Genomic DNA, 15,437 nt, shown 5'->3' on the forward strand with positions numbered 1-15,437 from the left:
GATATGAAACAAGGGGATAGGCGTTTCTCTTGGGCGAGAGGAGCGGGCGGCTTCCATCTGGGAAGGCAAGCGGTGGGTGAGCTTGCGAGCGGTTTATCCAATTGAAACATACATATAAATTGTCATCCTTGCGCAGGCGAGGACCTCGGGCAGGAAGGGGCTAGAGGCTGATATCGGTCTCCCTTCGCCGCAGGGAGATAGGGGGATCATTGGCGGTCGCATTAAATGCCATTATAATAGCAATAAATTCGATAATCAGCTATAATCAGCCTCATGTTCGCACTTAGCCTCACCTCCCCATCGGACATCATCCAGGGCGTCGCGGCGCGCATGAAGCGCCGGCGCCTCGATCTGGATCTGACGCAGCGCGAGTTGGCGGCGCGGTCCGGCGTGTCCTACGGGTCGCTGCGGCTGTTCGAGGAAACGGGCAAGGCGTCGTTCGAGGCCGTGGTGAAGATCGCCTTCGCTCTGGAGGCGGAAGCGGAGTTCGAGGCGCTGTTTCCGCCACGGCCGGCGAAGACCCTGGACGAGGTGGTGGGCCGGCCGGCTCGGAAGAGGGCGCGGCGAAAATGAAGTTCGTCCCCATCCGGAAAATGCAGGTTCTGCTCGACCTCGAGGGGACGCGGCGCGACCTTGGAACGCTGGCGTGGAGCGCGGAGGAGCGGCAGGCCTATTTCGAGTATGCCCCCGGCTTCGTCGCCGCGCCGCTGCCGGTCTCGCCGTTCCGCCTGCCGGTCAGGGCCGGACTTTCGGCCGCCGGCCGGGTTCCACCGGAGTTCGAGGGGCTGCATGGCCTCTTCAACGACAGCGTGCCCGACGGCTGGGGCCGGTTGCTGCTCGACCGGCGGCTCGCCAACATCGGCGCGAAGGCGGGGGACGTGAGCCCGATCGACCGTCTCACGGCGGTGGGCGGCAATGGCATGGGCGCGCTGGTCTTCGTGCCGGAGTTGCCGGGCCGGGAGCGCGGGCAGGACGATCTCGACTGGTTCGTCGAGCAGGTGGACTGCGTGCAGAGCGAGCGGGAGATCGCGGATATCGAAGCCTTGCAGGCGGCGCAGGGCGGTTCGGCCGGCGCCAGACCGAAGATCATGATCGGCCTCGACAGGGGCAAGCAATCCTTCCGCCTCGACTACGGCCTCGGCCTGCCCGGTGGGTTCGAGCCATGGCTAGTCAAGGGCCGCGCCCTCGGCGACAGGGACGACATCGGCGTGGAAGAACACGCCTACGCCCTGATGGCGCGTGCCGCCGGGCTCATGATGGCCGAAACGTCGGTGATCGAGACCGCGCGGGGCAATCGCCTGTTCGCGACGAAGCGCTTCGACCGAACGGCGGGCGGCCGCCTGCACATGCATACGGCCAGCGGGCTTCTCAACGCCAGCCATCGCGAGGCCGCGCTCGACTACGGCGCCCTTCACAAGCTGACCGCCGTGCTGACGCGCGACAGCCGGGACGTTGCGCGGATGTTCCGCCACATGACGTTCAACGTGCTGGCGCACAACCGCGACGACCACGCCAAGAACCACGCCTTCCTGATGGGCGCCGATGGCAGATGGATTCTCGCGCCCGCCTATGACCTCACATGGTCAGACGGGCCGGCCGGCGAACACAGCGCGGCGATTGCCGGCGAGGGGCGCCATCCGGGCCGGGAGCATCTGCAGGCCGTTGCAAAGGACGCCTCGATCCCGGAGCGCGAGGCCTTGGGCATCATCGACGAGGTGCGCGAAGCCATCGCCCGCTGGCGGCACCATGCCGACGAAGCCGGCCTTGGAAAAGCGCGGACGGCCGAGGTGGAGGGCAAACTGAACGGTGTGGCAGGGTGATATCGGGCGCCGTTGGCTTGGGGAGCGTGATATAGGCCGCAGCGATTTCTCGTCCTGAGGTCCTGCGCCTGCGCGAGGATGACAGGAAATTGATATGAAACAAGGGGATAGGCGTTTCGCTTGGGTGAGGGGAGCGGGCGGCTTCCATTGGGGAAGGCAAGCGGGTCACTGGGTTTGTGAGCGGCTTATCCAATTGAAACATATATATAAATTGTCATCCTTGCGCAGGCGAGGACCTCGGGCAGGAAGGGGCGCTAGGTTGATATCGGGCGCCCTGTTTTAGGGAGCTTGATATGGGCCGGTGTGCCATCTCGTCCTGAGGTCCACCTTGAATTCGCTCGCGAATTCAAGCGGCCTTCGCGAGGATGACAGGAGATTGATATATATAACAGGGAGATGGCGCCTTGCGTGCCCTCGCCCCTACCCCCTGATCCTCAGGCTCGTTTCGGCGTCGAAGAGCTGCGTCTTGGCTGTTGGCAGCGTCAGGCGCAGCGTGGCATCGCCTTGGGTGCCCCAGCGCTGATGCAGTTCGGCGGCGATGGTCGTGTTGGCGCAGTCCATGTGGACGAAGGTGGAGTTGCCGAGTTGTTCGACCGTTCTCACCTTGGCTTCCAGCGGGCCGTCGCCGAGTTCGACGTTTTCGGGGCGGCAGCCGATCACTACGCGGCGGCCGGGGCGGAGGTTGGGGATGGGGGAGGGGAGGTCGACTTCGGTTCCCTCGGGGCGGAGGCGGCCGCTGGCCTGCACTTCGGCGGTGAGGAAGTTCATGCGCGGGGAGCCGAGGAAGCCGGCGACGAACAGGTTGTCGGGGTCGTCGTAGAGGTGAAGCGGGGCGCCGACCTGCTCGACGCGGCCGGCGCGCAGCACGACGATGCGGTCGGCCAGGGTCATGGCCTCCACCTGGTCGTGGGTCACGTAGATCATGGTGGCGCCGAGGCGGGCGTGCAGGGCGGAAAGTTCGGCGCGCATCTGCACGCGCAGCTCGGCGTCGAGGTTGGAGAGCGGCTCGTCGAACAGGAACACTTGCGGATCGCGGACGATGGCGCGGCCGATGGCGACGCGCTGGCGCTGGCCGCCGGAGAGCTGGGCCGGCTTGCGGTCGAGCAGTTCGGTGAGCTGAAGGAGGGCGGCGGCTTTCTCCAGCCGCTCGGCGGCCTCCGCCTTGGGCACCCGGTTGACGCGCATGCCGAAGCCCATGTTCTGGCGCACCGTCATGTGCGGGAACAGCGCGTAGGACTGGAACACCATGGCGACGCCGCGCCTGGCCGGATCGACGCGGGTGACGTCGCGCTCGCCGATCAGGATCTCGCCGGCGCTGACGCTTTCCAGCCCGGCGATGAGGCGCAAGAGCGTCGACTTGCCGCAGCCGGACGGACCGACGAAGACGACCAGCTCGCCATCGGCGATCTCCAGATCGACGCCGGTGATGATCTCGGTGGGGCCGAAGGCCTTGCGCAGGCCGGTGAGGCGAAGACCGCTCATGGCGTCATCCCTTGATGCCGGAGCCGGCGAGGCCCTGGACGTAATAGCGTTGCAGCGGAATGAGCAGCAGCATGGGGATCAGCGCCGTGATGACGGCCGCCCCGAACAGCTGGTTCCACGCCGTGGTGTACTGGTCCTGGAAGGCGGCCATGCCGACCTGGATCACCTTGAACTGCTGGGCCGGCATGGCGAGCAGCGGCCACAGGAAGGCCTCCCACTGGAATATGAACAGCATCAACCCTGCCGATATGCAGGTGGGCAGCGACAGCGGCACGTAGACCGACCAGAGGATGCGCAGCCAGCCGGCGCCTTCGAGGCGCGCCGCCTCGTAATAGTCCTTCGGCACCTGCTGGAAGAACTGGTAGAACAGGAAAACGGCGAGGCCGTTGGCGACCGAGGGCACCACCAGGGCGGCCACGTGGTCGATCCAGCCAAGCTGGCTGACCACCGAATAGAGCGGCATGGCGATGGCCTCGAAGGGCAGCATGAAGCTGACCACCACGATGCCCAGCACGGCCGACTTGCCGGGAAACTCAAACAGGGCGAAGGCGTAGCCGGCGAGCGCATTGACCACGAGGCCGAGCGCCGTGGTCAACCCGGCAACCAGGAGCGTGTTGGCGATGATCGCGCCGAAGCCGCGCTCGAAGATCGCCACATAGGCCTCGACCGTGAACGGCTCGGGCAACAGCGCCCGCGGCGTGAAGGGGAAGAGGTCGGCGAACATGGCGTCGTTGGGCCGGAAGGACGAGGCGATCGCCCACCAGAGCGGCAGCACGAAGACGAAGGCGGCGACGGCCATCGCCCCGTAGATCAGGAGCTTGCGGAGGGCGGGCGACATCAGCGGGCCTCCTTGGCCGGCGCCGACGACAACAGGCGGAACTGGATGGCGACGATGACCAGCAGCATCGCCACCAGACAGACGACGATGGCCATGGCGCGGCCCATGTCGCCGAACACGAAGCCGGACTTGTAGGCCTCGTACATCAACACGTTGGTGGAGCCGCGCGGGCCGCCGCCGGTCAGCATGAACACCGGCGCGAACAGCAGGAAGTTGATGGTGATGTCGGCCACCAGCACGAACAAGAGCGTCGGGCGAAGGAGCGGCAGCGTGACGAGCCAGAGGCGCTGCCAGGCCGAGGCGCCCTCGAGCCGCGCCGCCTCGTTGATCTCGGGCGGGATGTTCTGCAAGCCGCCGACGAGGAAGATCATCCAGTAGCTGATGCCCTTCCAGGTGGCGATGGCGATGATGGAATAGAGCGCGAAATCAGGGCTGGTCAGGAAGCGGTAGGGGCCGAGGCCGATGGCGCCGAGCGCGCCGTTGAGGAAGCCTTCCGGCAGCAGCACTATGCGCCAGATGATGACGGCGACCGGCAGCGAAATGCCGATGGGGATGAGGAACAACAGGCGGAACACCGCCATGCCCGGCAGCTTCTGGACGAACATCAAGGCCAGCGCCAGGGCGAGCGCCACCTGCAACGGGTTGATGATCAGGTTGAACCACAGCGTGACGCGGAGCGACTTCCAGAAGCCCGAGTCGGTGAGGAGGCCAACGTAGTTCTCCAGGCCGACGAAGGTGCGCTCGCCGGCGATGGTGGTGTAGAGGCTTTCGTAGAGGGCGAGCCCGATGGGATAGGCGCGGAAGATCGCCAGCCCCAGCAAGGCCGGCGCGAGCGTCAGGACCAGGAGGGCGACAGGCGAGCGGTTCAATGCACCTCTTCCCCGAAAGCGACCGCGCCCGAGGGCGCGGCCATCTGTTTTCGTGAGCTTACTTGCGGTTCAGCCGCTTGGCAGCCTGATCGTAGGCATCGACGGCGGTATCCAGCGCCTCGTCCACCGGCACGCCGTTGGCAATGTCGGTGAAGGCGGTGCGGAAGGCGTCCTGCAGCTGGCTGAAGGCGACGGTGACCGGACGCGGCGCGGCGGTGTTGCGCGACTCCCAGGCCGACAGGCGCATGACCGAGGCCGGGAAGGCGTCATAGGCCGGGTCGCTGTTGATCTGATCGAGCAGGCGGTTGGTGACCGGCAGCTGGTTGAGCGTCTTGAACCAGACGTCGGTGCCCTCGTCGCTCAGCGCGGCGAACTTGGCGAAGTCGGCGGCGGCGGCTGCGTCCGGGCTGACCTTGGTGACCGAGAGGTACCAGCTGCCGGTGGGCGTCGAGGCCTTGCCCTCGGCGAACTTCGGGTGCGGGGCGATGCCGAAGTTGATGCTGGAGTCGGCGACGGCCGGCACGTTCCAGGTGCCGCCGACGAACATGGCCAGCTGGCCGTTGGTGAACATCTGCGCCGCTTCGCCGAAGCCGAGCGAGCGGGGGCTGACGTTGTCCTTGTTGAAGAGGTCCGACCACCAGCTGGCGGCCTTGGTCCAGGCGTCGCCGTTCAAGTAACCGTCGGCGGTCATGGCGTCGGCCGAGATCAGCTCGCCACCCAGCGACCCGCCCAGCGGCTGCAGCTGGTAGAGCTCGCCGAACTGCTCGAAGGCGAAGCCCCAGGGCTTGCCCTTGCCGCCCTCGTCGCCGGAGACGGCCTTGGCCGCCTCGGCCACCTGCTCGAACGTCCAGCGGTCCTCGGTAGCGAGCTTGACGATGGTGTCGGGCTTGGTGACGCTGTCCTTGGTGAGGCCGTTCGGCGGGGTGACGCCGGCGGCCTTCAGGAGGTCGACGTTGTAGTAGAGCACCTGGGCCGACGAGTTCATCGGCAGGGAGTAGAGCTTGCCGTCATAGGTGCCGGTGGCGACCGAGGAGGCGACCAGCTTCTGCTTGGCTTCGTCGGCCACGGCGGCGTCGAAGGGCAGGATGTAGCCGTTGGCGGCATAGGCGGCGACGACCGGCGCGTCGGTGTAGATGAGGTCGACGGCGGCGTCGGCCGACTTCAGCCGCATCTCCGACACCTGGAAGAACTGGTTCCACGGCAGGCTCTGGATCTCGACCTTCACATCCGCATGCTGGGCCATGTAGGCGTCGGCAACCGCCTCCATCGAGCCCTTGTCGAGGCCCTCGATCATCAGCACGGTCAGCGTGGTCTCGGCGTGGGCGGTGGCGGTGAGCCCAATCGCCAGAGCGGTGGTCAATAGCGGCAGCCGGGTCATGGTGTTCTCCTCTGGTCTTCTTGTTCTTTGCGGTACTAGCGGTCCAACGCTTTTGTCTTTTATGCGGTACCAGCGGTCCAACGGTCTTTTCTTTTTTGCGGTCCTAGCGGTCCAAACTACTGTTCTTTTGTCTTCTTTATCTCTGGGCGATGCGGCGGGCGGCGTCCACCAGCGCATCGGTGACCAGTCTGGCGACGCCCGGTCGGTCAAGGCCGAGCGCCACGCCGATGCGGGCGCCGCCTTCGGGCACCCAGGAGCGGCGGTCGGCATCCGTCGCGCCATAGTGCGGGCCGGGCACGGTGTCCACCGTCACCGGCAGCTGCTCGATGGTGAACAGCGTGGGGTCGATCAGCCAGGCCAGCGGGCAGGTGTCGTGCAGGGCCGGGCCGGGCACGCGGCCGGCGGCGATGTCGCCGGAGCGCTCGGTGTAATACTGGATGATGTCGGCGACGGGGTTGGCGCCGGGCACGGCGGCGCGCAGGCGGGCGAGGTCGTCGCGGTCGATCCAGGCGTCGTTGGTGACGTCGAGCCCGAACATGGTGGCCTTGATGCCCGAGCGCAGCACCATGGCGGCGGCCTCCGGGTCGGCCCACAGGTTGAACTCGGCGCGCGGGGTGACGTTGCCGCCGACGATGCCGCCGCCCATGAACACCAGCTCGCGCGCCTTGCCGGGCAGCTCGGGATCGAGTGCGATGGCCAGAGCGAGGTTGGTCATCGGGCCGAGGACGACCAGCGTGATCTCGCCCGGCGCGGCGTTGACCCGGCGGACGATCTCCTCGGCCGCGTGCCCCGGCGCCAGCGCCCGGCGCGGCGGCGGCAGCGTGGCCCCGGCCGAATCCAGCCCGGTGACGCCGTGGAAGGCGGCGGGAAACTCGTAGCGGTGGAGAAGCGGCGCCACGGCGCCGGCGTAGACGGGAATGCTGGTGCCCAGCGCATCGGCGATGGCCAGCGCGTTGGCCGAGGTGCAATCGAGCGGCGCATTGCCGCAAACGGCAGTGATCGCCTCGATCTCGAACGCGCCCGACGTCACCGCCAGCGCAATGGCCGCGAAATCGTCGTGGCCGGGGTCGCAGTCGATGATCAGGCGGCGGCGGGTCGTCGGGGAGGTGTTCATGGGGCCGAACTTATGCGGCGTTTCAGCCGACGGCAAAACCGATGGTTTGTGCGTTCGGTTGAGTTTGGCTCAAGGATTGGGGGAGGGGGAAGCGGAGGGGAGGGGGGCGCGCGGAGGGCGGTGGGCATGCCGGTTGGTTGCGCAGATACGCTGGTTAGGAACCAACCTCGGGGTAGATTTGCAATATCCGCTTTGATATTTATCGTCTCAACGGGGTCTTCCTTCGCATACGGGCTGTGTAACTGCGGCCTACGAGCAAAAGTCTCTACAGAATCATGCGCGCCGGATGATCCGATATGCGCCTTGGCGTGATTGGAAGGAAGGCCTCGTTGCCATCTTTTACTCAGCTTTTTGGAAAGCACATCCCTATCTCTGTCCCTCCGGATTTGGCCAGTGAAGCCACGTTACTCGCATATCTGGGTGTTTCCCCGAAAGAACTGAAGAAAATCTGGTGGTATAGAGATGCTATGTACAAGAATTTCTCGATTGCCAAAGGCTCGGGGAAGCTGCGTCACATCTCCGCCCCCGACAATCGGCTCAAGATCCTACAGCGGAAGTTGGCACCGCTCCTCGATCAGCTCTATCGCGTTCGCAATCCTGTACATGGATTTGTACTGGATCGCTCGGTAAGGTCGAATGCGGAAGCACACATGTGCCGACGACATGTGGTCAACATTGATCTGAAGGACTTCTTTCCATCAATCACGGAGAACCGGGTAAAAGGTCTGTTGCGGGCACTTGGCGTCGATCATCGCGTGTCAGAGATTGTCGCGCGTCTCTGCTGCCTCAATGGACATTTACCCCAAGGGGCACCGACCAGCCCGATTCTGTCAAACATGATCTGCTTCCGGCTCGACACAGTCCTTTTGCAGATTGCGAAGACTGCTCGCGCTATATATACGCGCTATGCTGACGACATTACGTTCTCGACCTTCCAGCCACCCGTTGGGTTATTTGAAGCCGGAGTGCCACCTTCTGGTCGCTTTGCGCCCGAGGCGTTGGCGGTGAACCTGCTAAAGGCGATGGCGGACAACGGCTTCGTAATCAACCCAGACAAAGCGCACTATGCTGATCGTCACGCGCGTCGCATGGTAACCGGCCTAAAGATTAACGAACTCATCAACGTTGATCGCCGCTATGTACGCAACCTGCGTGCGGCACTCCATTCGGTGGAGGTGATCGGGGTTAAAGAGGCTCAGATCAAGTTCCAATCCAAGTATGGCGGAGGCACAAGCCTTTCTGCTCATCTAGCAGGCAAGATTTCGTGGCTCGGCTTCATCAAGGGGTCAACCGATCCGTTGGTGCGCTCCATTATGCTGCGTTTTAATCATTGCTTCCCCGACTCTCCGCTCAAGGTAAAACCTACTGAGATCGAGATGCGTGATCGCGCTGTGTGGTTGGTCGAGCATGATGGCGACGCTGGCACGCAGGGCACTTGCTTTTTCCTGAAAGACATCGGGCTTGTGACGGCAGCTCATTGCGTCGAAAATGTCGAAACGGTTGAAATTTATCATCCAAGCAAAACGTCTAATAGCTTTAAGGTGAAAGTTTTGAAGCGGCACGAGCTTCGCGACCTAGCGCTGCTGGAGCCCGCGCTTCCCAAGACCGAGTATTTTGAGCTGACGGGCTCAGAGCACCTCCCCGTCGCGGACACTCCAACGGTCGCTTTGGGCTACCCCGGCTACGGACCGGGGGATAAACTAAATGTCCGCTCAGGAACTGTTAGCTCCCTCCCAAAGAAAAGTGGCGTGCAACTCGTGGAGGTCACGCAGAAAATAGCCCAAGGAATGTCGGGCGGCCCGCTTCTCGATGCACATGGAAATGTCATTGGAATCAATCACAAAGGTGGCCCCGAGATGGCCCGCGATTTCGCAGTCCACATCAAAGAGTTGACGGCCTGGCTTGCCGAATAGAGTTGATGAACGACGAATGGGCCGTCCAACGCACCAGTTACGTGATGCTGGAAGGCATCGGGCAAGATGGCAATGATCCATCGTTAGTTTGTTGGCGGTGAGAAACTGACCAAGCAGCCCAGTGCCAAGCTTAATGGTGGCCCACATCACGCCTCGCCGTAATCCCGTTGGGCCATGCGAACCCTCGTTCTTACCAGCGACAGCCCAAGGGATGGACTACATACACCCGCTACTTGTGCTAGCAGCCCATTGGCGGATTAACGAGAACGAGCTGCAACTGTAAGCTTATCCCCACATGCGATCTCAGCCGCATAGTTAGGGGCAACAGTGCCGTTCTATGTTCGTCAATCGGTGTCTGCGGGGCCGTTTCGCTTCAATTTCTCGAAAGCCGGCGTTGGAGTTTCTGTCGGTGTACGCGGACTGCGAATAGGAACCGGTCCAAGGGGGCACTATATTCATGCCGGTGTTGGCGGCCTTTATTACAGATCCTCAGTTAGAAGAGCCGGACGGCGCGTATCGGTAGGGGAGACGGCGCCCAAACTACCGCGAGAGATGTGCGACCAAACAGATGTTGCCATGATCGATATCGATTCCGGCGACGTCATCCAAATGCGAGATGAAACTCTCGGTGAGCTGCTCGATGAAGTCAACGAGAAAAGCAGCCAGGTTCGGATGTCGGTCGCGTTTTGCTGGACGGCGATCGTTATTGGTTTGATTGCTGGACTTGCGTTTGGCGCCAACGGCTTGGTTCTGACGTTGCTTGCCCTTCCTGGCCTAGCAATAGGGCGGTGGCTTGACTCTTATCGTCGCAGCACAGTGCTCTATTATGATCTCGAAGGTGATGCAGAGGAAACTTACAAGCAGCTTGCGCAAGGCTTCGACGGGCTTATTGGCTGCGCTGGCAAGTGGCACATTGAGGCGGGTGGTGCTGTTACAAGTCTGACGGCCTGGAAACGCAACGCTGGTGCTTCTCATCTTGTAAGAAAGAGTGCGACCACGCTCTCGTACCGATTGCCTGCTGTCATCAAAAGTAACGTCACTCCGCCTGCACTTGGTGTAGGCAAGCAAACGCTGTTTTTCATGCCCGATATCGTGCTGGTTCAGGATGGAACGCGGTTTGGTGCCGTGCCGTATGGCGATCTTACGCTCCGCTGGCAAGATACTCGTTTCATCGAAGAGGGGCGGGTGCCAAGTGATGCCCGTGTCGTTGGTCACACTTGGAAGCATCCCAACAGGGATGGTGGGCCGGACAGACGCTTCAGGGATAACAGGCAAATTCCAATCTGCCTGTATGAGACGATTCACTTTCATAGCAATAGTGGCGTCAACGAACTGGTGGAGTTTTCGAAGACGGGTAAAGCCGCCGCTTTTGCTGACGGTTGTGAACGCCTCTCCCGTCTTCCGAGAGAAAAGACAACTCGCGCGTCGCTACCTGCTGCCCAGTCGTCAATGCCACCCGATGCTCTCAAGGTGCAGCATGAGGCGAGGCAGCACCGATCGCTTCCTACCTATTTCTTCATCCCACTCGCCATAGTTGTCGGCTTGCCGATGCTCGGGATACTTTTCCCCAATCCCCCGTTAAAACAAGACCCGGCCGCGGTCGGCGAAAAGCCCAACCTAGCGGCTGAATGGAAACCTCCTGTAGCCGACGAGAGTCGGACCAGCGTTCCAAATACACTTAATCAAGCCCCCTTAGTCGCCGCCCCCCAGTCTCAACATGCGTCAGATTCGCCCTCAGAGGATGCGGCCTCCGTCGCAATAGCGGCATCTCCGCCATTGTCGAGCCGGTCATCCAGTGCCGTCAAAACCGAACTGCTAGATGTTTCTCCTGCGGGCGAAACAAAATCGGCCGTGAGCCTTACGAGGCGTGCTCGGAAGGCAGTTAACCTTCGTGAGGGGCCAAGCACGAAGAACAAGATTTTAGTGACGGTTCCCAAGGGCGCTGCTGTAAAAATTCTTGGGCAGAGCGGCGGTTGGAGCCACGTCGATTTTGGGAATGGTGTAGTCGGTTGGATCGCTAGCGAGTTTCTTGCGACAGAATAGCTACGGTCCGGCTCCCCAGAGGCCGAGAACTGTACCAAGCCCAGTGGAGCAAACGTCATCAGTGCTCCGAGATTGGTTCACAGCAGGAAGGCAACCGATGGCTCAGCCAAGAAGAAAGCGGCGGGCCTCGATCAGCCATCCCCCGCGATCCGTCTCTCGGCGAGATCTGGGTCGATGATTTAGGGTCGCCTCGTCAGGCTCTTCTGCGAGGGGCGGAGGGGCTGTATCTCGCTGGCGATCCCCGTTCCGACCTCGGCGGCCTCGCTGGCGCGGTTACCGATTTCCCTCAGCACTAGTGCGTATTGGGAAAAGTGGAGACGCTCTTCAGGAAAAAGGCGCGATAAAACAAGAAGCCAGGAGCGGTGATGCATCGTCGGCGCGGCGACACAAGGAGAAGTGAAGATGTTGAGTGATGCCCTTCAGAACGGCTTCAACGAGCAGATCCAGAAAGAGTTCTATTCCTCGTATCTGTATCTCGCGATGGCCGCCCATTTCGAAGCTGCAAACCTGCCGGGCTTCGCATCGTGGATGAAGAAGCAGTCGGACGAGGAGCGCGGCCACGGCATGAAGCTGTGGGACTATGTGTACGATCGCGGCGGCAAGGTCGTCCTTTCGGCGATCGAGCAGCCGCCGGTGGCGTTCGGCAAGCCGCTGGAGGTGTTCGAGCAGGTGCTGGCGCACGAAGAGAAGGTCACCCAGTCGATCAACGCGCTCTATGCGCTGGCGGCCAAGAACGATGATGTGGCGGCCGAGATTTTCCTGCAATGGTTCGTCACCGAGCAGGTCGAGGAAGAGAAGTCCGTCACCGACGTGATCGCGCAGCTCAAGATGTCGGGCGACAACGGCTTCGCCGCCCTGTTCGTGGACAAACACATCCTGGGCCAGAGGTAACGGCCGGCAGCCCGGCGTGCAACACGCGCGCCGGGCCAGAATTTTTGCGCAACCGAGCCCGCCTCGCTTCGTTCTCGTTGACCATGGGAGCGGGGTGGGGATAGGGTTGCTGCAAGTCTGAGTGGAAAGGAGGCACACATGCAAAAGACCGATGCTATCCGCCGGTCGTCCGGCGTGTCTCGCGCGACGGTGTCGTCGCAGCTTCCTTTCATTGCGGCTCCTCAGAGCATTCGCCGACCAAATTGAAACATTTGGTCGGCCAGCGAATGCTCCAGATTCATTTGCTGGAGCAGCCGCTTTTCGATCAGGTTGATTCAACCTGATCGGCGGGTGCTCTAGGGAGCCGAGCTCAGGACTGTCTTTCATGTTCAAACTCGAACCGGATGGCTTTGCGGCCATCGCACCGCTTTTTGACAACCTTTCCCTTCGCCACGGCAGCGTCAGGGCCGTTCTCCGCGATCCGTCTCTCGGCGATATCTGGGTCGACGATCTGGCGTCGCCGCGTCATGCCATTCTGCGGGGGCCGGAGGGGCTGTATCTCGCCGGCGATCCCCGTTCCGACCTCGGCGGCCTCGCCGACGAGATTGAAGATTGGGAATATGTGTATCCCGATGATCCCTGGCTGCCGGTCATCGGCGAGGTTCTGCCCAACCGGTTCATGATCGCGCATGACCGGGTGCGGCTTGCCCTGGACGCAAGCCGCGCGCGGTCCTTTGCCGTGCCCGACGGCTTCGAGCTTGTCGCGGACAGCCAGTCCGTGGAGGCATCGATCACCCATGCGGGCGAGGTCGTTTCGCGCTGCTCGGTGGATATGGCCGTCGACGGCTATGCCGAGTTCGGCGTCTGGACGCATCCGGACTATCGAGGGCGGGGCCTCGCGAAAGCCGCTGCCGCCGCCAGCCTTCGCCGGGCCGGCGAGCAGGGCGTCTCCACCTTTGGCTGGCACTGCCACGCGTCGAACGGCCGGTCGCAGGCGGTCGCCATGGCTCTGGGCTTTGCGGTGACCGATCGCTACCTGGCCTTCAGCGCCAGGGTGCCGGCCGAGAACGACGGCGACCTCGATGCCGTCTATTGCCGCGAGCTGGCCGCGACATTCGAGGCCGGCGCCCGGGATATCGTCTGGCTCGATTTTCACGCGGCGGTGGCCTGGGTTCTGGCCGGCGAGCCCGGCAAGGCGGTGACCACCGTCGAGCGGCTGGTGGAACGCGGCTGGTGGGGCAAGACGGAGTGGCTGGAAGAGCACTGGGCGCTGGAAAGGCTCAAGGCCGATCCACGCTTCCAGGGCGCGGTCAGGGCCCACCGCGCCGCCCGCTAGAGCCGCAAGGGCGAGGGGCTTGAGAGCCTGACTCGAAATTCGCTGGGGCGAGGCAGATGGCGATGATTTCGAGAACCGGAGCGGAGCGAACATGGAGCAACTCCAGCAAAAGTGGAAACCGGTTTTGCGTCCGGAGTTGCGTTGAGCAAGAGGTAGGGCATTGGCGGTGAACCGCCAATGCCCAGGGGTTCGTGAGCACCGGAAGCGCAGAAATCGAAGCCAAGGCATCCGCCCGAAAAGTTGCAGACTTTTCGGGTCAAGCGGATGCCCAGGGATGCCCGGCCCAGTAGAGTTTCGGGTCAGGCTCTGATATCGGGTCCGCCTTTCCCATGTCGCTATCGTTGTGCAATGCGTGCACGGGCGCTCTATATCAGCGTTGCACTCTGTTCTGCCTGAGGTCCTCGCCTGCGCAAGGATGACAATTTATAGATATGAACCAATGGGATAGGCGTATCGCCTCGCCTCTGAGGTTTCCCCCCCCCTCCGTGTAAGGCAGCACGATGCGCTCCTCATGGTGGATCGCGGGTTATCCAACTGAGTCCTCTATATAAATTGTCATCCTTGCGCAGGCCTCTTGAATTCGCGTGCGAATTCAAGGTGTATCTCAGGCAGGATGAAACTCGACGCCGATATAGCGCTCCAGCAACACAAGGGAGCTTGATACGGCCCTCGCTCCCCTCTCGTCCTGAGATCCACCCACTTCTGCCGGAGCTAGACGCCCCAGCCCTCGACCAGCCGGCCGCCGAGGGCGGGCTTGGCCTCTTCCGGCAGGAAGGCGTGGCGGAGGGCTTCGAGGTTGTGGGCGAGGAACTCGCCGGTTTGCCAGCCGAAGGCGGCGGCGAGGCGGCGGTATTCCAGCGACAGGCTGAGCGGTGCGACGGTGCGGGCATCGGTGTTGATGGAGAGCGACAGGCCGCGCCGCGACATCTGGTCGACGGGGTGGCCGGCATAGTCGCCGAAGACGCCGACCTGGATGTTGGACGACGGGCAGACCTCGAGGTGAAGGTTGCGCGCCTTGATCTCGGCCAGGAGGTCCTCGCTTTCGATGGCGCGGACGCCGTGGCCGATGCGGGCGGGGGCGATGAGGGCGATCGCCTCGCGGAGGCTGTCCGGCCCGGCCGCCTCGCCGGCATGGGCGGTGACGGGGAGACCGAGCGCGTGGGCGCGGTCGAACACGGCGCGGTTGGCGGCGGCCGGGTGGCCGGCCTCGTCGCCGGCAAGGTCGACGCCGACGACGCTCCGGTCGCGCCAGCGGTGGGCGAGCTCGATCACCTTGAGGTTCTCGGCCGGCGGATAGTCGCGCAGGGCGCAGAGGAGGAGGCGCGCCTCGATGCCGGTGGCCGAAGTGCCGGCGACAAGCCCCTCGGTGACCGCCTCCATCACCTGATCGAGGGTGAGGCCGCCGCGCTGGTGGGTGTGCGGGGCGAAGCGGATTTCGGCGTAGATGACGCCATCGGCCGCGAGCGCGCGCAACAGCTCGTCCATGGCGATGGTCAGTGCCGGTGCCGTTTGCAGCGCCTCGCAGGAGGGGCCGATGGCGCGGAGGTAGTCCATCAGGCTGTCGCAGCGCTCGGGCGCGGTGTAGAGGCGGCGGAACTCGGCCTCGCCGATGGGGTTGCCCAGGCGGTGGAGCGCCGTCCGCGTCAGCGAACAGTCGAGGTGGAGGTGCAGCTCCACCTTGGGCTTCAGCGTGAAATCGGGCGCGGCGGTCACATCGACGAGCATGGGGCAGTCTCCCTTTATGGAGACTTTCAGCGTGCCGGCCCCGACCGGC

At 63.2% G+C, this 15,437-nt stretch carries 12 protein-coding genes and 1 pseudogene; 7 read left to right on the plus strand and 6 right to left on the minus strand.

What is annotated here, in order from left to right; translation table 11 throughout:
- Positions 1 to 273: 273 nt before the first annotated feature.
- Positions 274 to 573, plus strand: a complete 300-nt coding sequence (locus M4J39_RS19300; RefSeq protein ID WP_251730116.1) for a helix-turn-helix domain-containing protein — start codon at positions 274 to 276, stop codon at positions 571 to 573.
- Positions 570 to 1,820 (plus strand): type II toxin-antitoxin system HipA family toxin, encoded by a 1,251-nt coding sequence (locus M4J39_RS19305; protein ID WP_251730117.1) that lies wholly within the window; start codon positions 570 to 572, stop codon positions 1,818 to 1,820. The genes M4J39_RS19300 and M4J39_RS19305 overlap by 4 nt, the downstream gene beginning before the upstream one ends.
- A 420-nt stretch (positions 1,821 to 2,240) precedes the next feature.
- On the opposite strand, the gene M4J39_RS19310 is transcribed toward M4J39_RS19305, so the two are convergent.
- The 5 genes from M4J39_RS19310 to M4J39_RS19330 form a co-directional block, all read right to left on the minus strand.
- Entirely contained in the window at positions 2,241 to 3,302 is a 1,062-nt protein-coding gene (locus M4J39_RS19310; RefSeq protein ID WP_251730118.1) for an ABC transporter ATP-binding protein, read from the minus strand.
- Positions 3,303 to 3,306: 4 nt separating this feature from the next.
- Positions 3,307 to 4,140, minus strand: a complete 834-nt coding sequence (locus M4J39_RS19315) for a carbohydrate ABC transporter permease (protein WP_251730119.1) — start codon at positions 4,138 to 4,140, stop codon at positions 3,307 to 3,309.
- Complete coding sequence (locus M4J39_RS19320; RefSeq protein ID WP_251730120.1) at positions 4,140 to 5,009, minus strand: carbohydrate ABC transporter permease; 870 nt, start codon at positions 5,007 to 5,009, stop codon at positions 4,140 to 4,142. Before M4J39_RS19320 ends, M4J39_RS19315 begins: the two co-directional genes overlap by 1 nt.
- A 58-nt stretch (positions 5,010 to 5,067) precedes the next feature.
- Positions 5,068 to 6,387 (minus strand): ABC transporter substrate-binding protein, encoded by a 1,320-nt coding sequence (locus M4J39_RS19325; protein ID WP_251730121.1) that lies wholly within the window; start codon positions 6,385 to 6,387, stop codon positions 5,068 to 5,070.
- A gap of 136 nt (positions 6,388 to 6,523) precedes the next feature.
- Complete coding sequence (locus M4J39_RS19330) at positions 6,524 to 7,501, minus strand: nucleoside hydrolase (RefSeq protein ID WP_251730122.1); 978 nt, start codon at positions 7,499 to 7,501, stop codon at positions 6,524 to 6,526.
- A 296-nt stretch (positions 7,502 to 7,797) separates the two neighbouring features.
- On the opposite strand from M4J39_RS19330, the gene M4J39_RS19335 reads away from it, so the two are divergent.
- The 5 genes and pseudogenes from M4J39_RS19335 to M4J39_RS19350 all read left to right on the plus strand — a co-directional run bounded on the left by M4J39_RS19335 (position 7,798) and on the right by M4J39_RS19350 (position 13,663).
- Positions 7,798 to 9,414 (plus strand): trypsin-like peptidase domain-containing protein, encoded by a 1,617-nt coding sequence (locus tag M4J39_RS19335; protein ID WP_251730123.1) that lies wholly within the window; start codon positions 7,798 to 7,800, stop codon positions 9,412 to 9,414.
- Between the two features lie 327 nt (positions 9,415 to 9,741).
- Positions 9,742 to 9,888: pseudogene (locus M4J39_RS23110) on the plus strand (DUF4236 domain-containing protein); the annotation flags it as partial.
- A 102-nt stretch (positions 9,889 to 9,990) separates the two neighbouring features.
- The gene (locus tag M4J39_RS19340) at positions 9,991 to 11,457 is read left to right on the plus strand and encodes an SH3 domain-containing protein (RefSeq protein ID WP_251730124.1); all 1,467 of its coding nucleotides are present in this window, start codon (positions 9,991 to 9,993) and stop codon (positions 11,455 to 11,457) included.
- Between the two features lie 402 nt (positions 11,458 to 11,859).
- A complete protein-coding gene (locus M4J39_RS19345; RefSeq protein WP_251730125.1) occupies positions 11,860 to 12,348 on the plus strand; it encodes a ferritin in 489 nt (162 codons plus the stop codon).
- A 364-nt stretch (positions 12,349 to 12,712) separates the two neighbouring features.
- Positions 12,713 to 13,663, plus strand: coding sequence for a GNAT family N-acetyltransferase (locus M4J39_RS19350; protein ID WP_251730126.1), 951 nt, complete (start codon positions 12,713 to 12,715; stop codon positions 13,661 to 13,663).
- Between the two features lie 711 nt (positions 13,664 to 14,374).
- Here M4J39_RS19350 and add read toward each other — a convergent pair.
- On the minus strand, positions 14,375 to 15,388 hold the full coding sequence (add, locus tag M4J39_RS19355) for an adenosine deaminase (protein ID WP_251730127.1): 1,014 nt from the start codon (positions 15,386 to 15,388) through the stop codon (positions 14,375 to 14,377).
- Positions 15,389 to 15,437 lie beyond the last annotated feature (49 nt).

The sequence above is a fragment of the Pleomorphomonas sp. NRK KF1 genome, assembly GCF_023721755.1.
GTDB lineage: Bacteria > Pseudomonadota > Alphaproteobacteria > Rhizobiales > Pleomorphomonadaceae > Pleomorphomonas.